This window comes from Halobacteroides halobius DSM 5150, from assembly GCF_000328625.1.
Classification (GTDB): Bacteria; Bacillota; Halanaerobiia; order Halobacteroidales; family Halobacteroidaceae; genus Halobacteroides; species Halobacteroides halobius.
On sequence record NC_019978.1, the window covers coordinates 1,944,242 to 1,966,925 of the forward strand.

A 22,684-nucleotide genomic window follows, 5' to 3' on the forward strand; every position below is an offset into this window, starting at 1 on the left:
TTTCTCTATTAATAAAAAATCCTTCTCCATTCAATCATTAACCGGTGAATCACCTCTGGCTAATTTTAATATTCAAACTATACATTAATTAGATAACAACTCCTCTATTCCTTCTTTTCCAAAAGAATATGTCTCTCCACAAAAATGACATTTAATCTCTACTTGTCCTTCCTTATCTAACGCTTCACGTAATTCTTCTTCACCTAAACTCATAATCAAATCCTGCATTCTTTCTTGGCTACACTTACACTTATATTCAACATCTTTATTAGCTAACACCCTAAAGTCAAATCCAGTCAATAATTTCTCTAATAATCCTTCAGGACTCATACCTTCTTCAATTAAACTACTAACTGATGTAACTGTTGCTAGGTTATCTTCTAACTGCTTAATTGTTTCTTCACTGGCGTCTGGCATTAACTGAATAATAAATCCACCTGCTGCTTTAACAGATAAGTCTTTGTCAACTAAAACTCCTAAGCCGACTGAAGAAGGTGTCTGCTCAGATTTTGTAAAATAATAAGTTAAGTCATCACCAATTTCTCCAGAAACTAAAGGAATACTACCATGGTAGGGCTCTTTGAGTCTCATATTTTTAGTTACAAAAAGTTGACCTTGACCAATTCCTTTAGCTACATCTAACTTCCCCTTTTGATTAGTCATTAGCTTAACTTGGGGATTTGTTACATAACCTCTCACTTGTCCATATTGATTACCTTGGGCAATAATTTTGCCTAAGGGGCCATTCCCTTCTATTCTTAAAGTAACTTCATCTCCTGACTTAAACATTGAGCCCATCAATAACCCAGCAGTTAAAGTCCTACCTAAAGCTGCTGTTGCTACAGGCGTGGTTTGATGTGATTGGTGGGCTTGATTAACTACTTTAGTTGAACGAACTGCTAATGCTCTAACTTCTTTATTAGTTGTCATAGCTCTTACTAAATAATCATTCATCTCTATCACCTCTTAATTTTTTTAGTTCTTTTACTATTCGGTAACTATTTCCAGCTACATTACCTAACTCAATTTTAGGTTTTAGGTGACCATGAAAATCACTACCAGCGGTACTTAATATTTCTTTTTGTTTAGCTAGTTTGACAAAACCTTCAATTTCCTCTTGATCATGATAAGTACTATAAGATTCTAAACCCTGTAAGCCCGCAGTTATCAAATCATCAATCACTTCTTTATCATTATAACTTAAAGTAGAACCTGGATGGGCCAAAATAGCTACACCACCTAATTGTCTAATCAATTCTATTGCATCTTTAGCTTGAGGCTTCCAACAAGGAACATAAGCCTTGGCCCCTGCCTTAAAATAATCTAAATAAAAATTAAAATAGGGTTGGTCACTTTTATCTCCTTTTAAATATGTTTGTAGTTTATCATTACCCTGATTCTCTGGTTTACTTAGCAATACTTCAGCAATAAATCCACCTAAAGGGCGCTCATGATCAGTTTGAGCTAATACTTCTTGAGCAGTAATATTAAATCCTAGCTCTTGTAACCTGGCTATTCTTTTATAAAATTGTTCCTTTTTAGCTTCTTCCATTCCTGCTAGTAACTTATCTATCTTAGGAGATTTCCAATCAAGATAATAGCCTAAAATATGTAAAGTATTATCCCTATATCTTGTATCAAATTCAACCCCGGGAATAATCTCTAAATCTTCTCCTCTAGTTAATTCTAAAGCTTCATCTACTCCATCCGTTACATTATGGTCAGTAATAGCTATTGCAGCTAATTTTTTTTCTTTAGCCTTCTTTATTATTTCCTGAACAGAATAATCAGCATCATCACTATAATTAGTATGAATATGTAAATCTATTTCTTTCATTATTTTCCTCCCTATTATTATTCTAATCCTCACTATACCAAACTTTGCTTACTAAAATCAATAATTAATTATCCTCCTACCTAATTTTGAAATCAAATCATAATTCTGGTATAATGATTTAAAGGAATTTATTAAGGGGTGAAATTATGAGATTAATCAAAGTAGAAAATATAACAGCAAATATGAAACTAGCTAAACCTGTTTATCATCAAGGTCGAGTCCTATTAAATGTATACTGTTCTAATTTACATAAGTATAAAAATAAATTACTAGATATTGGCATACATCATATTTATATTGAAGACGAAAAATCTAAAAATATAGAAGTAAATGATATAATTAATCGAAAAACAAGAATAAAAAGCAAGAAAGTAATTAAAAAAACAATGGAAAACATCTCTCAAAATAAAAAAATAGAGGTTAATAAAATAAATGAGGCTATTCAAAATATAATCTCAGACATTACAAACCAAGAAACTATTTTAGTTAACTTAATAGATATCAAAACTACTGATGATTATACCTTTGAACATTCAGTTAATGTAGCAGTCTTATCTATATTATTAGGTAAAAGTTTAAATTATAATCGAAAACGATTAATTAAATTAGGTACCGGAGCTTTACTACATGACATTGGCAAAGTATCTATCCCCGAAGAAATACTAAAAAAACCAGATAAACTTACTGATCGGGAATATAATATTATTAAAGAACATCCAAAATTAGGCTACGAAAATATAAAAGGCTATTATAATCTTAGTCCTCTCTCTCAAATAGCAATTCTATCACACCATGAAAAATACGACGGTTCAGGTTACCCTCATAGACTAGCTAAAGATGATATTCATGAGTTTGGAAAAATAGTTGGCATAGCCGATGTTTTTGATGCACTTACTAGTGATAGATGTTATCGTAATCGCTGGCCAGTTCACAAAGCAGTTGACTTCTTAATTTCTAAAGCCAATGAAGAATTCGACCCACAATTAGTCAATAAATTTGTTAAAAACATTGCGCTGTATCCTAACGGAATTTCAGTAAAATTAAGTACTGGAGAGAAAGCAATTGTTAAAAAACAAAATCAAAATTGTCCTACTCGACCAATAGTTAGGGTGATTGAAGATAAAAAGGGAGAAGAACTAGAAGAATATAAAACACTGAATTTAACAGAAACACTTAATATTACTATCATTGATGAAGAACAAAAATAAGTCTTTAAAAGCTCTAGTCATAATTAAGACCAGAGCTTTTTAAAGACTACTTATTTTTCTGTACTAGAATCTGGTTTTGCACTACTAGACTTGCTTTATTTAATAATTTCTTAGCTGATTGATAATCTTCTGGTCTAATCTGTATTTGATTAATAACTAGATTAAATTTAACTATAATTTCTTTTTTAGCTACTTGATAATCAATTAATACTTTACCTATTCTATTCTCAAACTTAAATCTGCTAGGCAAATAACTTACTTTAAAATCTGATGGTAGTTTTATTTCAATTCTTCTTTTTACATCAATCTTATAACCTAAATAAAGAGGATATTTTCTTTTTTTAGCTGCTGCTAATCCATTTAAATTAATAGGATATCTAATTGGTTGTAGAGCAAATAAATTCCCCATCTGTTTAGCATAATTAGATACTTTCATATCGGAAATTGTAACCATAAAATGTTTATCTAAATTTATTACCCCTTCTAGCTTTGGTTGCACATGCTTGGCACCTGGAAATCCTTGACTAATCCCTCGTTTGATTAAGATCTTTCTTTGTTGAGGGCTATATCGTCTAAAAATATTCTTATATTTATAGTCATAAATTCCGGTGTATCCTTCCTGATAGTTAATAATTGCACTGCCATCTTTATTTAGTTTAACTTGTTGCTTAATTGACATTTGATTGGCCCTAGCAGACATTATTGGAGTTTCAGTGATTTTATTTACCATTGGTAATAAAACTTCTTTTCCCTGATCTCCTAGTAAATAACCATACCTAGTGCCACTACTAGTTGGATCAAGGTACTGATCTCTAGCTGGCAAATAAACAATCATATGATTAAATAATGCTGGACTTACTATCTTTAACTTAGGGTCTGATCTACGATTTATTAAAACAGGTTGGCCCTTAACACCTATCTCTTTTAACATAGCAATTAATAAAGTAGCCTTATCTTTACAATCTCCATACTTGTTTTGATAAGTCACTATAGCTTTATGTGGTTTATAACCATTAATTCCAAACTCTAACCCAATATATCTTATATTAGAAGTTACATAATTATAGATAGCTCTAATCTTTTCTTCCTTACTACTAGCTAATTTAGTCAAATCTTTTACTTTATTCTTTATCTTAGCATTTAATTTATATTGGTTATTAATCAATCCTTTATACCACATACTAACTTGAGACCAAGAATCAAGAGTAGATAATTCAACTCTTGGCGCTATATCTATCAGTGGTGGCATATTGGGTTCTTTAATTATTGCTGGTATATCTTTTCTGTACCAAGTATAAATCTTTTTTTGCTGCTGTTGTTTAATCTGTGGTTCTAATTCCATTGCCTCCACACGATAATTTAGTTCTTTATCCTCTGGAAGCTTAACAACAAATTTCTTTTCTTTGATTGGTACTATATCTTGAAAGATTTCTCTATGCCAGAATTGGCCTTTAATTGGATAACTTTCTATTTTCTTTAGATATTCTAAAACTATAATACTTCCTTGCTTTACTCCAGGCATAGAAATAACTTTAATTCTAGCATCTGAATAAATACTATTTTGACTAGCTCCTGCTGGAGTTATTATATTGATTCCATCCTCTTGAGGCTTAATAACCTTACCACTAGGTTCAATAGTTTTAGCTTCTACTATTTTAATCTCTTCATTAGACTTATTAAACCGAATCTTTAACTCTCCAAACCTCTTAATCCCTCGTTTATTAAAGACTTTAACTACTAATCTGCGCCGAATTTTATCTTGACTTGTTGTATGATCAGCTATTATCTCCTCCTTTATGATTACTGCTTCTGCTTGGGGATAATCCCTTTGTGATGGAGCCACCTGCAAAATTCGATCTACATTTGTCTGGGCCAACACCGACATTGTAAATACTAAACTAAACATTACAACTAAAAAAACTACACTAAATGATTTTTTATAATTCATCTTAAACCTCCTCGTGTAATAAATTTTATCTTTAACCTATACCTATATTACCATATTTATCTTAAAAAGTGAATTTAGTATTTTAACTACGGAGTTTAGTAAATAATATTAAATAAGAAACACTATTTAAAGGGGGATAATATGCACAATAAAATTAAGCAGATATTAATTTGGGAAATAATAGGTGGATTTTGGATTATTATAGTTGGATCACTTTTACATTTTTTATATGATTGGTCTAATAATTTACTAATTATAGGCATATTTAGTCCTGTAAATGAAAGCGTATGGGAACATTTAAAATTAGGTTATTGGTCACTTTTCTTTTTCTCTTTGGTTGAATATTCATTTATAAAAAAGAACATCCATGGTTACTTTTGGGGGGAATTTCTAGGGATCTTATCGCTTGAAGGATTTATTTTAATAATATTCTATACATATACTGCGCTCATAAAAAAACATATCTTATGGATAGATATAACTTCATATTTAATTGGATCAATCATTTGCCAAATAGTAAGCTTTAAGATCATTAAAAAACAAATTCCAAAAAGAATTAATATTTTAGGATTAGTTCTTTTTATAACTTTTGGATTAATACTAATACTATTTACATTTTTTCCACCTCATTTTTCGATTTTTATGGATTCTAATACAGGAACATATGGAATTTATGGAAGATAAGTTTAAACTTAATTCTCTGCTTTGATTAGCTGGGCTATCTTGCTGTTAGCCACAGAATAACCTGGCTAATTCAGATTTAAAGACCCTGTCAAATGCATTAATTTTAGTTTATTAGCTAAAATTTTATCTCTTATCATTTTTACGTCTATCTTAACTAATTTTAATTCATTTCTTTTTTCTTTAAATTTATCTGCAGTGATACCTCCAGCTTGCAATTGTTTCTTAAAAAGTGCGGTTTCTAATCTTAATTTTTCTAATACTGTCTTTTTTTCTTGTAATTGAAGTTTAATTTGTAGTAACTGCTCTAGTAAATCTTTTACTTGCACTCCTAAGTCTGCAACTAAGCTTTGATAATCTTTTTTCAAATTAACTAATTGGTCTTGATAATCTTTTTTAGCTAATTTCTGATAACCACTATCAAATAAATTATAGTTAATATTGACTCCTACCTGCCAATCTGCAGATTGATAATTGTAATTTCCAGTAAATTCAACCTTAGGCTTTGCTTTGGCCCTCTCCCACTTTAATTTTTTAGAAACTAATTTTCTTTGTACTAGATTATACTTAATTTTAGGAACTTCTGTCTTAGCCTTCTTCACTAACTTACTCTTCTTTATTTTTTCCACATTAAAATCTTTTACTTTATGTTTTAGCTTTTTTAACCAAGGAGTAATATTTAATAATATTTTTTTACTTTTCTTATATCCTAACTCTTGGCGCCAATTTCTTTTAATCTGTTTAAATTTATTCTTTATTTTCACTAAGGTAATTTTTGCTTCTTGTGCTTTGATTTGAGCAGCTAAAACCTTCCTTGGCCCTGCTTCTTTAATTTCCTTTTGCTCTTTTATTTGCTCTAAATTCTGTTTAGCTAACTTATAATTATTAAAAAATATATCTTGTTTATGTTTTATTCGTAATAAATTTAAATATTTTGTTATCCAGTCAATCTTTTTTAATTCTCGTTGCCACTTTAATTCTATCTTTGCTTTTTGCAAATCTGTCTGTAAAAAATAATATTCTTGTCTTAATTCTGACGGTAGCTGTGGGTATAATTTCTGAGAAAAACTTAACTTCAAATCTAGCTTCTTTTCTAGATTAGTAAATTTAAATGAGTTACTTACCAATTTATCTTGACCTAAGGTTAACTTAGGATTAAGTTCTAGTCCCCAAATAAATGATTTAGTCCCTTCTAAATTAAAAATAAATTTCTTTCGCCGTTCTATCTCATCATCTAAAGCACCTAGTTGGTTTAATTCTGTAATAGTTTCTCGACTATAATTAACATGCCCTGCTAAATTTAGTTGCCAAGCCATCTTAGCCTTTAGTTTAATTAATTGACGCTTTAAATTATTCACTTTATATCTAAGATCTCTTAAAGCAGAGTTATGTTTTGTTCCCCATTTAATTGCCTGTTGAAAATAGATTTCTTCCGCTCGGCTGACTAAAGAAAAAGATAATAATATCCCCATAATTATTATCCAACTTAACACCTTACTTCTTTGGACTAAAATCATCAAACCTCACTCCAATCTGCAATCCCATCTGTTGTTTTAAATTTAAAATAGCCAGATAATAATTAGTTATAGCTATTTGATAATTAGATCGACCTTTTAATAATCTAATTTTGACTTGTAATAATTCATTTTTACTTCTTAAACCAGCTTGTTGGTACTCCTTAATAATTTTGTAACTCTTTTTAATTTGCTTTAGATGCCGCTTGCGTAATTTCAAACTACCAATAGCCTGAATTAACTGCTGGTAATCCCTCTTGACTCCAGTTAATAAATCTCTTCTAATTTTTTCTTCTTGTAAAATTGCTAATTTATTCTTTTGCTTTACTCTTTGTATTTCTAATAGAGGTATATCAAGTACTTTAATTCTTTTTAAATTAGCTGTAGTCAATTCTATTCTCTTTTTATTAAGTTTTAAAACTAAATTATTTTCTTTAGCAATTCTTACTGCTTCTTTTTTAGTTATTCTCCAGATTCTAGGAGAGTCCAGCTTTAACATATTTGCTTTTTGATTCTCACTTATTCCGATAGTAGTTTTAAATTTTTGCTGTAGTAAATGATAATCATCTCGAGCTTTTTTTAGTTCATACTCTACACTATTATATTCTATTTGTTTTTCTAATAATTTTATTCTTTTTTTGTGACCTTTTCGGACTTGAATACGAATATTCTTTAACTCTTTCTTTTTAAGTAGTAACTGGCTTTCCTTTAACTGTAGGCTCTTTTTCTTTTGCAACAAATTCAAATACTGCTTAGTTAGCTTAATAATTACTTCATTTCTTTGCTGATAATAATTTCTTTTAGCTTCTAAAAAGGCCAGTTTATTCTCTAAATATTTAGTATGGGATTGTAACAAGAGATTATTAATTTTATTTTTCTGATAAATTAATTTATTAGTTTTTAACTTTGTCTTAGCAATTTTTAAATCTAAGTCCTCTTTTAAAGCCAGTTTAATTGCTTTTTGTAAAGAAAGACTTGGTTGTTTAGCCACAGCAACTGGTATCATAATCATAATTAACACTATGATAAGAAGTATAATTTCAGATCTTTTCATTTATAGCACTTCCTTATTAAGAAATAAAATCTAGCTTCTCTAATAAAAAGTATAATATCTTTTTCTGTCGGACAACTACTCGGACTTTGCTTAACATACCTGGCTTTATTTTCTCCGGTCTGCCTTGATTATCATAAAGTTTGGTGCCCTTAATTGTTGCTTCTACATCATAAGGCAACTTTGAATTTCTTGACATCATATTAGCATCTTTTGATATTTTAGTTATTTCTCCTTCTAAAGTTCCATACTCCTTATAAGATAAGGACAAAAAGCGGTATCTAACTGTTTGGCCTACTTCTAACTTGCTAATTTCTTGATTAGGTACTGTAATCTCCATTTTATAGTTAGAATTTATTTGAGGAATAATTCGTATTATTTTTAGTCCCGAAGCCATATAATCTCCTTTATTAAATTGTTGTAATACTTGAATTGTACCACTAATTGGGGCAGTTACCCTACTTAAGTTTATTTGTTGATCAGTCTCTAGAGACTGTTGTGTTAAATTAACCAATCTATCTTTTTTAGTTTTTATTTCTTGTTGTATATCTACTAAAGTTTTATTCTTATAAGCTTCTAAAATAAGTTGAGCTGATTTATACCTCGCTTTTAACTCTTTCAATCTACTTTCAGTAGTAGCACTAACACTTAAACTTTTTTCTTGTAAATACCTTCGTTTAGCTTGATTGCAGTCAATCCGTAACTGGGCCTTTTTATATTTATAAATTAAGTAGCGACTATAATAAAATCTTGCTTTAGTTTTTAATAGATTACTACCTTCTTCTTTTATACTCTTTTTTAATAGTTTTAAATTTTTTATTTCTATCTTTAACTTTTTTATTTTTTGGTTTAAATTATCCTGTTTTGTATTTAAATAAGTAGTCTTTATTTTATAAAGCAAATCTCCCTTTTTTACCTGCTGGCCTTCTTTATAATTTAACTTTTTTATATTACCACCACTAATATTTTGAATCACACTAACTTCTTGAGCAGGTCGCACTAAACCATCTGCTTTGACTACTATATCTATTTCTCCAAACCACATCCAAATAAAAGCTACTGCCAATAAAGTAATAAGTAGATAAATAAAAATAGCTATAAAATTAGGAACCTTGGCTTCTAACATTTCCTGACTATAGGATAAATCTTCAAAATCAATTATTCTTTCTTTCATGATGCATCTACCTCTAACTCATTATTTTCCAGAGTTTGGCCCTGCCATAACTGATAGTATTTTCCTTGTTTTTGAATTAACTGCTGATGAGTTCCTAATTCAATAATCTCTCCCTCATCTAAAACTACAATTTTATCACACTGCATGATAGTGCTTAATCGATGGGCAATTATAATTGTTGTAATATCTTGGCTTATATCTTCAATAGTATTATGAATTGCTTTTTCAGTTGCTGTATCAAGATTACTCGTCGCCTCATCTAAAATAAGCAGATCTGGATCTTTAAGAATAGCTCTCGCAATAGCTATCCTCTGCTTTTGACCTCCTGATAAATTTGATCCTCTCTCTCCTACCATTGTGTTATACCTTAACGGTAATTGATTAATAAATTGATGAATTTGAGACTTCCTAGCAGCATTTATTATCTCCTTCATAGCTATATCTTGAAAACCAAAAGAGATATTTTCTCGCAAAGTTCCACTAAATAAAAATACATCTTGAGGAACATAACCAATCTTTTGTCTTAAGATTTCTAAGTTAATATCTTTTATATTATAGCCATCTAATAAAATTTCTCCATTATCTGGGAGATAATACTTTAATATTAATTTAGCTAAAGTAGTCTTTCCTGAACCACTTTCTCCTACTAAAGCAATTTTTTCACCTGCTTCAATATCTAAGTTGATATTTTCTAAAGCTAATTTTCTTGTTCCATAACGGAAATTAACATCCTTCACCTCAATTTTACCCTCCAATTTATCTAGTTGTATCTTCTTAGATTCATTTTGTTTTTCTTGTTCTAAATCAAAGATTTCTCCTAATCTATCAGCTGCTACATAAGCCTCCATTAATTTAGGCTGCAAATTAATTAATCTCTGAATTGGATTATAAAAGTAGGCTAATAATGCATTAAAAGTAATTAACTGACCTACACTAATCACTCCATTAATTACCTTCAATCCACCAACCCACAAAATTACAAATTCACTAACTGAGGTAAGCAATTTTTGCAATGACCCCTGAATATTACGCATAAAAGTAGCTTTGAATATAGATTTAATATACTTGATAAACCTACTTTCAGTCTCTAAATTAGCCTGTTCTTCTCCATTAAATGCCTTTATAGTAGCTACTCCAGAAACTGATTCTATCAGATAAGATTGCATATTAGCTGAATTTTCCATTTCTTTACGATGAATCCTCCGTAAAGGTTTACTAAAGCCCAAAACAATTAATACATAAAGAGGAATAATTACAGCTGCAACCCAAAACAGAGTAGAACTTTGAATATATAAAACAATTCCCCCTCCAGCAACTAATAAACTATCAATCATTACTGTAATAGTAGCCCCAGAAATAGCCTGTCTAATTTTCGCTGTATCCCGTAATCTAGATAAAATCTCTCCTACTTTTCGAGAGTCAAAAAAAGACATTGGCAGTTCTAATACATGTTGATAATAATTAAGAATCAAAGAAATATCTATTTTCTGGCTTAAATAAAGAAGTAAATGCTTTCTAAAAAAGTTCATTAATATTTTAAAGAGAGTTAATAAGACTATCCCAATAGAAATAATATGTAAAGTTTTAACCAATCCATCAGCTAAAATAGTATCAATCAAATACTTAAAGTAAAATGAACCTGCTATCCCCAATAAAGTATATAGCATAGAAGCAAAAAATATCTTAACTAATAACCCTTTATGCGGAGTTATTAAACCTAAAAAACGTTCAAAAAAGCCAGTCTTTTCATCGCCCGTTTCAAAATCTTCAGTAGGAGTAATTAAAATTAATACTCCTGTCCAAATTTCATAAAAATCTTCTGGGTCATAATAGACCATTCCTTCGGCTGGATCAGCAACTACTATTTCATCTTCATTTATTTCATAAACTACCACATAATGCATTAAATTATCTTTTACCACATGAGCTATAGCAGGCAAAGGTACTTCAGAAGTTAAATCATCTGATTGGCCTTTTACTCCCTTTGCTTCAAAACCAAGCTTTTTAGCTGCCTTGATTACTCCTAGAGCATTGGTACCTCTCTTATCCGTTCCAGCAATTTCTCTTATTTGAGTAATTGGTATTTCCAAATCATAGTGTTTAGAAATTGTAGCCAAACAGGCTGCAGCACAATCTGTTATGTCGTGTTGTTTAATGCAGTAATAGGATTTGAATAACCGCTTGATTTTTCTAATTATTAGTTTCAATATTTTCTTCATTTTATCACCTTTTTTACTTAGATATTAATAACCTTTATTTTATAAGTTAACATTTTATTCTATATAAAGTAATATTATTATAAGCTATTTTATAACAATATCACCTAATAGCCATATATAAATTAAACAGGTAATTACAAATAATACTTTCCAAAAAACGCCTAATATGTTTTTAATTGTTTTTGAAAAAATCTAAATAAACACCTAGACCAACCACGGCTTAACCCCCCAATATTGGAGAAAATCTATATCATACTCAATCATTCGTAACTTCTTATTTTATGCAATAGAGACTTCAGGCTTAATCTTTTTATCTTTAACAGCTCGATAATATTGAGTTGGAGCTTGGTTATTTAAACTACCATGTCTACGCCTGTTATTATAATATCTCATATATTCACTAACAATCTCATAGACCTCTATATAACTTTGAAATTCATTACGACTATAACATTCATCTTCTAATATAGAGTGGAATGATTCAATATGAGCATTCATATTCGGAGTTTTTACTGGTATTCTTTGATGCTTCATGCCTAGAGATTGACAAGTACTACCAAAGAGTTTAGATGTAAACTGTGGACCATTATCTGTTCTTATAACAGGTAAATCCATACCTTTAGTTAATTCTCTTTTAGCAAGAGCCTTTTTTAATACTCTGCAGGCATCTTCAGCTTTACAACTTAAACCTAAGTGGTAGTCAATTATTGACCTATCAAAGACATCTATTACTGATAACTGAAAGAAGAATTGATCTGTTCCAGTGATACAACCATATTTAAGATCCATCTCCCAAAGTTGATTAAAATTACTAATCTCGTCTCTCTTAGCTAACCTTCTAGGGTGACGATTTTTTATCTTTCTTTGAGGTCTTAATATATCAAGCTCTTTGCACAATCTATATACCTTTTTATGGTTGATTTCAAGCATATAATCTTCCTTTAGACAAGTAGTTAATTTCTTATAACCATAAGGATTATTTAAGCTTTTTCTTTTGATCCTTCGGTAATGAGTTAACAGAACCTGTCTTACGAGCTTTTTTAACCCAAACATAAACAGTGCTTTTAGAAATTTCATGGCGCCGAGCTACTAAAGAAATATTATCTATCTGTCTGCATTCTTCTACCACTTGCTTTTTAAGTTCGTCAGAATACTTTGTTATAGGCATTTTTAGTCCCCCTAATTTTAAATTATTTCCATTATACTGCTAACAAACGATTTCTACAAGTCAGTTAGGGGGGGATATAGATATCATCTTTACTTAATAAATTTTAGTTATGTATTCCTTTATTATTTAAAACATTAATTAATTTTTCTTTGTGCTTTATGTCTCTTTTTACAATTAATTCTTCATCATTTTTTAATAATAATTTTATAGTTTGTCTACTCAAAATTCTTTTTTCAGTATAAATTTTATACCCTATAATATTTTCTAATTTTATTGTTTTATCTTTATATACAAAATAATTATTACCTATTAATATAGAATTTTGATTGAGTTTTGCACTTAAAGAAAGAAAAAAACCAGCTATCACAAAAAACATTATTCTATCCATTATATTTTGCTGGTAAAAAGGAATAAGTTCTTTATTGTGAAAAGTGAATGCTGAAACATAAAATAAGAAAAACAGTCCTATGTATAACACATTCAACCCTGTAGAAAATTTCACTTTTATTTCAATAGAATTATCTAATTTCTTACAAATAGTTTTAAATAAGATATCTATTGTATAAAAAGCAACAGAAAACAACATAAAAGAATAACTAATTAAATAAACAACTTTGTCTGACAAATCATATGATCTTATTATTAAAAAATCAATAAAATATGGTAATAATATTAACAATATTAATCCCCATAATGCATAATTTAGAAAAACTCTTTTTTTATAAAACTGTTTCATTGGTTTCCCCCATTTCTTTTTACTCGTTCTATTAAGTTATATTAGAGTAAAACTTTTTAATTATAAAAATATTTACTTTTTAAAAAGCCTCCTTTTTTCAGTATCGAAAAAAGGAGGCTTACATTATTTAAAATACCGTAGTAGCAGTACCCACTGTTGTAGCTATTCCTCCTATTGTAGTCCCTATAGCTGAAGCTGCACTTGCTCCACCATAAAAAGCTGCTGCTCCAGCTAATGGACAAGAAGCCGCTGCTAAAGCTATTCCACCCGCCACAGCAACTTCCGTCCAACCCCCTCCATTAATTTTACTTAATTCTTTCTGGCTTAATTCACTTAAATTTGATTCAGTTATTTCTTGCATTATAATCCCCCTCATAAAATATTTTTTCGAATTATAAATATAATGTTATTTATTCTCTAATTCCATCAACTATAAGAGTTCCCCCACATATAAATGTAGGTGCATCATTAAGTACTCCTATCCCAGTTGTATCATCAAGTATTGTTTCACCTATCATAGCAACTCCTATACCAACTTTAGTCCAATTAACTCCACCATCAACCATCATTAACTCTTCCTCACTCAATTCATTCATCTCAACATTAAACAAAGCTTCCATACTATAATCTTCTCCTTCAAATATTTTTAATCCCCGAGAAGTTTACAATTATATATTACCACATTTATCCTTTGGTGTGAACTGTACTTTAGTATAGTCTCTTTTGAACATCCCCTCTCAAACTGTACTAAAGTACAGGATTAATTAGATATCTAACCAAAAACTACACGAAAGTATAGTCTAAAGTGACTATCAATGATAAAAAAATCAAACTTAAATAAGTCTTATTACAAAAAATATAATCTCATTGCCAGTCTCGAAATCTTCGCCAGGGCTAACTAATATTAATACTCCTGTCTAAATTTCATAAAAATCTTCAGTATCATAATAGACCATTCTTTCAGCTGGATCAGTAATTATTATTTCATCTTCATTTATTTCATAAACTACCACATAATGCATTAAATTATCTTTTACCACATGAGCTATAACAAGCAAAAGTACTTCAGAAGTTAAATCATCTCTCTCTTGGCTTCAAAACCAAGCTCTTTAGCTGCCTTGATTACTCCTAGAGCATTGGTACCCCTCTTATCCGTTCCACCAATTACTCAAATTTGAGTAATTGGTATTTCCAAATCATAGTGTTTAGAAATTGTATCTAAATAGGCTGCTGCACAATCAGTCATGTCATGTTGTTTTTAACACAGTAACAGGTCTTAAATAATCGCCTAACATTTTTTATGATCTTTTTAAATATGTTTACAATTCTATCACCTTATTATTTGAATATTAATAACATTTATTTATCATCTCTATATTTTAATATATTTAATTAATCACACTCATAATTTTATACTAATACTCACTAGCGTTGCATTGTAAAATACATGAAATTACTAATTTCAAACTAACTTATTAAGTTTCATATAATTCCATCTGTAATAAAAACTTCAAGTACAATTCAACTAATAAAATTACACTTTCTTTAGCTAAATTAGCAATTAATCATCTAAAATCAATATTTAGAATATATTTCGCAAAAAGGTTAGACTAACCCAAAGAAATAAGGTTATTTTTTTAAGTTATAAGTTATTTAACCAATGCTCCCAATTAAAGTTATTACTAACTATCATAAATATTGAGTATTTTATTTTTCGAGTTAATTTGAGTAATGAACCACTAAATTTAGTCTTTTTCTTGATCAATTTTAATAAAATGAATAAAATTAATGCACTATAGATTTGAGTAAATACTGCATTTTTATTATGTCCAAAGAACCTTTTAATTTTTAAATGTTACTTAATCCACTTGAAAAATAGCTCTATTTGCCGGCTTAACCCCCTAATATTGGAGAAAATCTATATCATACTCAATCATTCGTAACTTCTTATTTTATGCAATAAAGACTTCAGGCTTAATCTTTTTATCTTTAACAGCTCGATAATATTGAGTTGGAGCTTGGTTATTTAAACTACCATGTCTACGCCTGTTATTATAATATCTCATATACTCACTAACAATCTCATAGACCTCTATATAACTTTGAAATTCATTACGACTATAACATTCATCTTCTAATATAGAGTGGAATGATTCAATATGAGCATTCATATTCGGAGTTTTTACTGGTATTCTTTGGTACTTCATGCCTAGAGATTGACAAGTACTACCAAAGAGTTTAGATGTAAACTGTGAACCATTATCTGTTCTTATAACAGGTAAATCCATACCTTTAGTTAATTCTCTTTTAGCAAGAGCCTTTTTTAATACTCTGCAAGCATCTTCAGCTTTACAACTTAAACCTAAGTGGTAGTCAATTATTGACCTATCAAAGACATCTATTACTGATAACTGAAAGAAGAATTGATCTATTCCAGTGATACAACCATATTTAAGATCCATCTCCCAAAGTTGATTAGAATTACTAATCTCGTCTCTCTTAGCTAACCTTCTAGGGTGACGATTCTTTATCTTTCTTTGAGGTCTTAATATATCAAGCTCTTTGCACAATCTATATACCTTTTTATGGTTGATTTTAAGCATATAATCTTCCTTTAGACAAGTAGTTAATTTCTTATAACCATAAGGAAAACCATCACCTGCAACTAATTCTAATAACCATTCTTTTATCTGTTCATCTGAGATTTTTTCACCAGCATAGCTATAAGAATAGCCAGGGATAGGTCTACCATTAGGATTATTTGAGCTATTATCATCTTCGCTATTATGATTAATATTATAATAATAAGTGGATTCTGATAAACCGACAAAGTCTAAAACTGTAGCTATCTTGTAACCTTTCTTTATCCACTTTATTGCAACCTTCACTCTGTCGGTTACTGCGGGTTTGATTGATCTCTTAAATCTCTTAAAATAGCTAATTCTAGTTCTTTTTCAGCAAGTACTTTCTTTAGCTGATCATTTTCAGAACTTACTTTCTCTAATCTTTTAGAAGTTTCTTTGAGCTTTTTCTTTTGATCATTCGGTAATGAGTTAACAGAACCTGTCTTACGAGCTTTTTTAACCCAAGCATAAACAGTGCTTTTAGAAATTTCATGGCGCCGAGCTACTAAAGAAATATTATCTATCTGTCTGCATTCTTCTACCACTTGCTTTTTAAGTTCGTCAGAATACTTTGTTCTAGGCATTTTTAGTCCCCCTAATTTTAAATTATTTCCATTATACTACTAACAAACGATTTCTACAAGTCAGTTAGGGGGCTATATAGTTGCCAACGATCTTTATATAAGGCAGAGATATCTTGAGCATCTAAATCGAAACGATTAGTCACAACTTTAATAACTTTTGGATTATTACTTCTATCTTTAACCTTAATTTTAATTAGTCTTAATTCTTGTTCCATTTTGGTTCCTGAAACTTCAGAACCTAAAATGACATCAGTATCTAGCAAGATGTTGTTTTGCTTATCTGATTTATTTAATGGTATTTTTCTAATATATTCAATTTTAGCATTAGATTTGAGTTTAGTAACAAAATAAATATCTTTTGCAATAAGTTCATCAAACTTTTGATAATCTAAATAAGCTCTATCAAAAATATAAGTGTAACTAGGGTTGAAAGTTAAATTATTTAATATTTCTTTATCATGAATAACTGCATTGCTGATAATTATATTTTCTGGAGCTTTTGTATTTAAATCATAGAGAGTATGCAGTTTTATGCCACCTTTAGAACTTCTAAATTTCGCCCAAAGAAATAGTGATAAACAATAAACAGCAACTAATTGTTGAAGAATCAATTAGTTTAACAGAACCAATCTCTTTTAAAGCTTTTCTATACCCAGTTTGAGATTTAAGACGTTCAAATAGATACTGAAAAATATCATAAAATATTTTGTAGTCTCTATCTTCATTTTTTCTAGATATTTGTGACTTGCTGATTTCTGGTAAAACCTTATTAAGTTTGTTATTTCCTTTTAGTTCTGAAACAAAATCTTCTAAACTATCTTTTTCAGTAAGATGATAATAAAGTAAGCATAGTAAATGTTCTTTAGTTTTAAATTTATGGACTTTATAATCAGAATCGTATTTATCTACCAAATCGTCTAAAAAGTTATCACCTATTATATCTATGAATTTGTTTAATAATATGGTATACTCACTAGTACATTTCATTTTTTAGCTCCTTTGTTTAATGAATTGTGCTGTGAGGGCACTCATTCATTTAAGCAGAGGAGCTTTCATTTTGCAAAGGTAAATTTATCTAAAAAAACGATGCAACGCTAGTGCATTAAAGTATTACTTTTATTAAAATCCATTAAATTATCCCTCCTTTACACTTATATCATTTTTATTAAATTACATATAAAAATAAAAGTCCTCTCTTATTCAATTTACTACTAAATCCTACTAAAAAAGAGGATTCTTTTAATTTTTATTTAAAATATTACTCACAAGTTATAAAATAAAACTAATAATCAATTATAAACTTTTCTCTTTAAAATTTTAATAACTTTTTTATTAGAATCCGGTATAAAAAATTCTTCTTTATTTTCTAATAACAAAACTATTATATTATTATTCTTCTTATCATACTTAATTATATTATCTAAATTAATTATTTTGTTCTTATATATCAAATAATTATCCCCTATTATTAAGTAATAACTTTTAGAATAACTCATAAGACTACTAAATACTAAAAACATAGAAGTTAAAAACATATTAAATGAATTTAACTTGAATTTTAAATTATAACTCCAAACTAAAGCTATTATTAAATATATAATACTTAAAAAAAACATACTTATATAAACTGAAATCTTCAAATTCACTTCAATTCCATTATCTAACTTTTTATAATACATTAAGGTCAATAAATCAATTAAATAATATATAAATACAAAAGAAAAACAAATAAAACTAGATAAATATATAATTCTTTTTATAAATCTACCTTCAGCATAATTTATAAACAATAAGATATTAGGTATTATAAATGACAAAAAAAATATCGTATACAAATAATATTTTTTTATGGTATTCATTCTATCAACTCCAATTATTAAAGGTAATTGTATAATTGGTGGTGTGTTCTAGAACACACCATCAATTAACCTTAAATATCACAAGCATCAATAACTGTAGCCATGCCAATAGCAACTGCAGCTACATTTCCAGTTGAAACTCCTGCAGCTATAGCACACCCCCCTCCTATATAACTAGTCCAATTAACATCTGATAATTCTCCTCCATTAATATCCCTTAATTGCATTTTACTAAGTTCTTTCATCTCGATATCCCTCCTAAAATTTATTAATCTGTAACTAAACTACCTGTAGTTGCTATACCTGTACCTAATGCTGCAATACCAGCAGGAATTCCACAAGCAACAGCTGCAATACCAGCACTAGCAGTACCAACAATAGATAAGGTAAGTGCTGCTACTTTCCCAAAATCACTTCCACCTTCAACCATCATTAACTCTTCTTCATTTAATTCATTCATCTCAACATTAGCCAAAGATTCCATAATGCAATTCACTCCTTTCAAATATTTTTACCTCTCGAGAAGTTTACAATTATATATTACCACATTTATCCTTTGGTGTGAACTGTACTTTAGTATAGTCTCTTTTGAACATCCTTTCTCAAACTGTACTAAAGTACAGGATTAATTAGATATCTAACCAAAAACTACACAAAAATATAGTCTAAAGTAACTATCAATGATAAAAAAATCAAACTTAAATAAGTCTTATTACAAAAAATATTATTTCATTACCAATCTCAAATTTTTTCAGGGCTAACTAATATTAATACTCCTGTCTAAATTTCATAAAAATCTTCAGTATCATAATAGACCATTCTTTCAGCTGAATCAGCAACTATTATTTCATCTTTACTTATTTCAAATCACTACATAATACATTAAATTATCCTTTACCACATGAGCTATAGCAAGTAACAGCACTTCCTCTGTTAAATCATCTGGTTTTCCTTTTTCTCACTTTTGCCTCAAAATCAAGTTCTTTAGTGGCCTTGATTACTCCTAAAGCATTTATCCCTCGCTTATCCGTACCAGCAATTTCTCTTATTTGAGTAATTGGCATTTCTAAATTATAGTGTTTAGATATTGTACCAGGCAAGCTACTGCCAATCCGTTATATCGTGTTGTTTAATGCAGTAATATGATTTAAATAATTGCTTAACCTTTTTTAAATATTTTCTTCATAGTACCACCTTTATTTAGTGTTTCTCATTCTTAAATCGTTCAAGCTAGGAAATTATAAAAATATTAATCAAAACAGTATCTCCCAAGTTATTCCCCTTGACCTATAATAACTATATTATCTACCTCAACTTAGTGTCCTCCAAATAGGGGGAAGGTCATCACCTGCTACAGAAGAATCAGCATTATTAAGTAAACTAGCCATTCAATCTACATTTCTTTGAGGTTTCTGAAAAATATGGCTAAGTCCCCATTGACCATAAAATTTTACTCCTTATGACAACTATCCTAACACATAGTGATTTACCACCTCAATACTAAAAGTCATTGTTAAGATTAAGTCTTTCTTACTAAATATTTTCCTTATAGTAACTTTCCCATTTTTATCATTTCTTAATTCATCTCTTATTGAGTTCTCTTTTTTCTAAGTGGTAGAAGATTTTGTAACTTTAATTATTTTTTCTTTTCTATTTTTATAGTTATAAGCATCCTCCTGTAATCAAATATAATAATAAGTTATAAATTTAAATTTTTTCAGTATGAAATTTGTAATTAAATTTGAAATAACTATAACAAAAAACAATAAACCTAAATGAGCAATTTCATTATCCTCAAAGAAATCAAACTTTATTATAAATACAACATAAATAATAGCAAATAAAAATGGAACTAAATAACCTATTTTTTTCATATATATAGCCTCCAAAATTGATACTTCTATTATTAGTAGTCTCCATCAATAAGATCGCTTCCAACCATTATTAATCCTCCTGCAATTCCTAAAGGAATAGAGACGAAACTAAGAGCAACAGTAGCCCCAGCAGTTAATCCTACTTTAACCCAATCTACTCCACCATCAATTAACATTAAATCATTTTCACTTAACTCAACCATACCAACATTAACTATAGCTTCCATCAAAAATTCCTCCTTAATATAGTTTTTCTCCCTGGTAAGTTCATTATTATCAATTTACCATAATATTCCTAACTTGTCTACTATACTTTAGTATACTCTTCCGCCTATCTCCTCTAAATAAAATAGACTAATTATTAAATTAATTAAAAATAAGCATCCAAAAATTTTTAAAACCTACTAAACTTTAATAATTCTCTTTCTGTCCATTACTTCCTCCAATAAATGCCACTGAATTATACTGAAAATAATTATGTAACAACTTAATTCCACTCACTAAGACAAGCCTAGAAACAACAACTATTATATAATCCATCTTCTCTATTTTCGGAACCCCACTCCTAAAAGGCTGAGTTTGATTCATTACCAACGGAATTAAATCATATATAAAATGGGTAACAATACACACCACAACAGACCTAGTTTCTAAATAAATATATCCTAATAGTAAACCAACTACAAAGCTAGACAGTAGTTGAAAAATATTAAAGTGATAAATAGAAAATAACACAGCCGAAACTACTATAGCTGTTTTTTGAGAATATCGAGTAATTATACCATCCACGATGATCCCCCGAAAAACTATCTCTTCTATTACCGGAGCTATCAAAGCCCCTATTAATAGTCCCAAACCACCCTGCATCAGTTTAACCATATTTTCTAATTTAGAAACTGGAGTGCTTGATAGACTCATAATCATACTCATAATTTTACTAGAAAATAAGTCTAAACTAACAGCTACCACAGTCAATATTGCTAGTAGCTTAATATTTATCTGTTCTTTATTATTTAGTACTAATTCCTTTAACTTGTCTTTTCGTCTTCTTAACCCCATCCAGGTCATTACTACTCCAGCAATCACTATTCCTAATAAAACTAAATACTGTAAATGATTCTGAACTACACTCTGCGCCGTAAATTTAATTTCTTCTATGCCTGTAATTTGATTCCTACGACAGCTCTAATAACTGCTCCTCCCACAGTAGCTGTTAAAAACTAAAGTACAAGTCCAATTACTACTATAGCAGTTAAATATTTTAGTCCAGCAAGCTGAACATTATTGTTATTTTCCAGATGCAAATTCCTCCCGAATGATTAACCATCGAGTTTTTTTTCTAAAATTTTAATAACTTTACCATTAGAATCCGGTATAACAAATTTCTTTTTATCCTTTAATATTAAATCTATTTTATTTTGAAATTCAATATTATATTCTAATATATTATTTAATTTTACCATTATATCATTATATATTAAGTAATTATCTCCAATTATTAAATAATATTTTTTAGATTTATTTATACTAAGAATAAAAGTGAAAATAGCAGAAAATAATAATTTATCAAATGAATTGGAGACAAGTATTAAACCATTATTAAATTTATAATATACAACTGCAATCATTATTAAATAAATTAGTATTGAAAAAATAATATTCTTAGTAATAGATAATTTTAAATTTATTTCAATGCCATTATCTAACCTTTTATAATGCTTTAAAACTAAAAACTCTATTAAATGATATATAAATATCAACAAAAATAAAATATAACTAAATAAGTGTATACCTATTTTAGAAAAAGAAATATTAATAGAGCTAATAATAAATAATATATATGGAATTATAATCATCAAAGAAACTAATATATATATTGAATTATTTTTGATATTTTTCATTTTTTTCCCCACTTTATAATATTGTATATAGAATTTATCTTAGTCTCAGACTAAGATAAATTCTATACTTAAATTCAAATAATACCTACTGCAACTAATAAATTAATAATTATTTTTAAATATTACAAGCATCAATAATCATCCCCATTCCAACAGCAGTTCCTGCTACATTTGCACTTGAAATAGAAATCATTAATGTGGTTGCTCCAGCAGCAAAACCTATCCAATTAACATCAGATAATTCACCACCATTAACTACTAATAATTCCTCTTGAGCAAGATCCCTCATGAAATTCACCACCTTTC

25 protein-coding genes and 1 pseudogene are annotated in these 22,684 nt (G+C 28.8%); 2 read left to right on the forward strand and 24 right to left on the reverse strand.

Features of this window, described 5'->3' with window-relative positions; all coding sequences use genetic code 11:
* Window positions 1-84: 84 nt before the first annotated feature.
* Both hslO and HALHA_RS09430 read right to left on the reverse strand, forming a co-directional pair.
* A complete protein-coding gene (hslO, locus tag HALHA_RS09425) occupies window positions 85-954 on the reverse strand; it encodes an Hsp33 family molecular chaperone HslO (RefSeq protein ID WP_015327548.1) in 870 nt (289 codons plus the stop codon).
* Window positions 947-1,837: a PHP domain-containing protein gene (locus HALHA_RS09430; protein ID WP_015327549.1), complete on the reverse strand. Its 891-nt coding sequence runs from the start codon at window positions 1,835-1,837 to the stop codon at window positions 947-949. The genes hslO and HALHA_RS09430 overlap by 8 nt, the downstream gene beginning before the upstream one ends.
* A gap of 146 nt (window positions 1,838-1,983) precedes the next feature.
* Here HALHA_RS09430 and HALHA_RS09435 point away from each other — a divergent pair, with 146 nt between their 5' ends.
* Window positions 1,984-3,045: an HD-GYP domain-containing protein gene (locus HALHA_RS09435; RefSeq protein ID WP_015327550.1), complete on the forward strand. Its 1,062-nt coding sequence runs from the start codon at window positions 1,984-1,986 to the stop codon at window positions 3,043-3,045.
* Window positions 3,046-3,091: 46 nt separating this feature from the next.
* Here the strand turns inward: HALHA_RS09435 and HALHA_RS09440 are convergent, their stop codons facing one another.
* Window positions 3,092-4,993 carry a DUF3857 domain-containing protein gene (locus tag HALHA_RS09440; protein ID WP_015327551.1) on the reverse strand — a complete coding sequence of 634 codons (1,902 nt, stop codon included), beginning with the start codon at window positions 4,991-4,993 and terminating at the stop codon, window positions 3,092-3,094.
* Window positions 4,994-5,134: 141 nt separating this feature from the next.
* Here HALHA_RS09440 and HALHA_RS09445 point away from each other — a divergent pair, with 141 nt between their 5' ends.
* Entirely contained in the window at window positions 5,135-5,677 is a 543-nt protein-coding gene (locus tag HALHA_RS09445) for a DUF6512 family protein (protein ID WP_015327552.1), read from the forward strand.
* A 65-nt stretch (window positions 5,678-5,742) separates the two neighbouring features.
* Here the strand turns inward: HALHA_RS09445 and HALHA_RS09450 are convergent, their stop codons facing one another.
* From HALHA_RS09450 to HALHA_RS13505, 21 genes and pseudogenes are all read right to left on the reverse strand, one after another.
* On the reverse strand, window positions 5,743-7,191 hold the full coding sequence (locus tag HALHA_RS09450) for a TolC family protein (protein ID WP_015327553.1): 1,449 nt from the start codon (window positions 7,189-7,191) through the stop codon (window positions 5,743-5,745).
* Window positions 7,169-8,242 carry a TolC family protein gene (locus tag HALHA_RS09455; RefSeq protein WP_015327554.1) on the reverse strand — a complete coding sequence of 358 codons (1,074 nt, stop codon included), beginning with the start codon at window positions 8,240-8,242 and terminating at the stop codon, window positions 7,169-7,171. The genes HALHA_RS09450 and HALHA_RS09455 overlap by 23 nt, the downstream gene beginning before the upstream one ends.
* Before the next feature lie 16 nt (window positions 8,243-8,258).
* Window positions 8,259-9,413, reverse strand: a complete 1,155-nt coding sequence (locus tag HALHA_RS09460) for a beta-barrel domain-containing protein (RefSeq protein WP_015327555.1) — start codon at window positions 9,411-9,413, stop codon at window positions 8,259-8,261.
* Window positions 9,410-11,632, reverse strand: a complete 2,223-nt coding sequence (locus HALHA_RS09465) for a peptidase domain-containing ABC transporter (protein WP_015327556.1) — start codon at window positions 11,630-11,632, stop codon at window positions 9,410-9,412. Before HALHA_RS09465 ends, HALHA_RS09460 begins: the two co-directional genes overlap by 4 nt.
* 279 nt (window positions 11,633-11,911) lie before the next feature.
* Window positions 11,912-12,800: pseudogene (locus HALHA_RS09470) on the reverse strand (IS3 family transposase).
* 103 nt (window positions 12,801-12,903) lie between these two features.
* Window positions 12,904-13,536, reverse strand: a complete 633-nt coding sequence (locus HALHA_RS09480; RefSeq protein WP_015327559.1) for a hypothetical protein — start codon at window positions 13,534-13,536, stop codon at window positions 12,904-12,906.
* A 127-nt stretch (window positions 13,537-13,663) separates the two neighbouring features.
* Window positions 13,664-13,897: a hypothetical protein gene (locus HALHA_RS09485; RefSeq protein ID WP_015327560.1), complete on the reverse strand. Its 234-nt coding sequence runs from the start codon at window positions 13,895-13,897 to the stop codon at window positions 13,664-13,666.
* 49 nt (window positions 13,898-13,946) lie between these two features.
* Window positions 13,947-14,156, reverse strand: a complete 210-nt coding sequence (locus tag HALHA_RS09490; protein WP_015327561.1) for a hypothetical protein — start codon at window positions 14,154-14,156, stop codon at window positions 13,947-13,949.
* 297 nt (window positions 14,157-14,453) lie between these two features.
* Entirely contained in the window at window positions 14,454-14,594 is a 141-nt protein-coding gene (locus HALHA_RS13320) for a cysteine peptidase family C39 domain-containing protein (RefSeq protein ID WP_083882255.1), read from the reverse strand.
* An 894-nt stretch (window positions 14,595-15,488) separates the two neighbouring features.
* Window positions 15,489-16,744, reverse strand: a protein-coding gene (locus HALHA_RS09495; protein WP_156801231.1) for an IS3 family transposase whose coding sequence is annotated in 2 segments (ribosomal slippage) — window positions 15,489-16,438 and window positions 16,438-16,744 — 1,257 coding nt in all. Because the reading frame shifts where the segments join, the coding sequence is not laid out codon by codon here.
* A 53-nt stretch (window positions 16,745-16,797) separates the two neighbouring features.
* Complete coding sequence (locus HALHA_RS13075) at window positions 16,798-17,355, reverse strand: IS4 family transposase (protein ID WP_052326472.1); 558 nt, start codon at window positions 17,353-17,355, stop codon at window positions 16,798-16,800.
* Window positions 17,294-17,731, reverse strand: coding sequence for a DUF4372 domain-containing protein (locus HALHA_RS13080; RefSeq protein ID WP_052326473.1), 438 nt, complete (start codon window positions 17,729-17,731; stop codon window positions 17,294-17,296). Before HALHA_RS13080 ends, HALHA_RS13075 begins: the two co-directional genes overlap by 62 nt.
* Window positions 17,732-18,033: 302 nt before the next feature.
* The gene (locus HALHA_RS09510) at window positions 18,034-18,603 is read right to left on the reverse strand and encodes a hypothetical protein (protein ID WP_015327564.1); all 570 of its coding nucleotides are present in this window, start codon (window positions 18,601-18,603) and stop codon (window positions 18,034-18,036) included.
* Window positions 18,604-18,674: 71 nt separating this feature from the next.
* The gene (locus tag HALHA_RS13500) at window positions 18,675-18,848 is read right to left on the reverse strand and encodes a hypothetical protein (RefSeq protein WP_015327565.1); all 174 of its coding nucleotides are present in this window, start codon (window positions 18,846-18,848) and stop codon (window positions 18,675-18,677) included.
* Window positions 18,849-18,871: 23 nt separating this feature from the next.
* Window positions 18,872-19,087, reverse strand: a complete 216-nt coding sequence (locus HALHA_RS09515) for a hypothetical protein (protein ID WP_015327566.1) — start codon at window positions 19,085-19,087, stop codon at window positions 18,872-18,874.
* Window positions 19,088-19,541: 454 nt separating this feature from the next.
* On the reverse strand, window positions 19,542-19,703 hold the full coding sequence (locus HALHA_RS13325) for a cysteine peptidase family C39 domain-containing protein (RefSeq protein ID WP_083882256.1): 162 nt from the start codon (window positions 19,701-19,703) through the stop codon (window positions 19,542-19,544).
* A gap of 582 nt (window positions 19,704-20,285) precedes the next feature.
* Entirely contained in the window at window positions 20,286-20,477 is a 192-nt protein-coding gene (locus tag HALHA_RS09520; RefSeq protein ID WP_015327567.1) for a hypothetical protein, read from the reverse strand.
* 32 nt (window positions 20,478-20,509) lie between these two features.
* Window positions 20,510-20,704 (reverse strand): hypothetical protein, encoded by a 195-nt coding sequence (locus HALHA_RS09525; protein WP_015327568.1) that lies wholly within the window; start codon window positions 20,702-20,704, stop codon window positions 20,510-20,512.
* Window positions 20,705-20,888: 184 nt separating this feature from the next.
* Window positions 20,889-21,536, reverse strand: a complete 648-nt coding sequence (locus HALHA_RS13085) for a CPBP family intramembrane glutamic endopeptidase (RefSeq protein WP_169314486.1) — start codon at window positions 21,534-21,536, stop codon at window positions 20,889-20,891.
* A gap of 260 nt (window positions 21,537-21,796) precedes the next feature.
* Window positions 21,797-22,378 carry a hypothetical protein gene (locus HALHA_RS09535; RefSeq protein WP_015327570.1) on the reverse strand — a complete coding sequence of 194 codons (582 nt, stop codon included), beginning with the start codon at window positions 22,376-22,378 and terminating at the stop codon, window positions 21,797-21,799.
* Window positions 22,379-22,493: 115 nt separating this feature from the next.
* Window positions 22,494-22,667, reverse strand: a complete 174-nt coding sequence (locus tag HALHA_RS13505) for a hypothetical protein (protein WP_015327571.1) — start codon at window positions 22,665-22,667, stop codon at window positions 22,494-22,496.
* Between the last annotated feature and the right edge of the window lie 17 nt (window positions 22,668-22,684).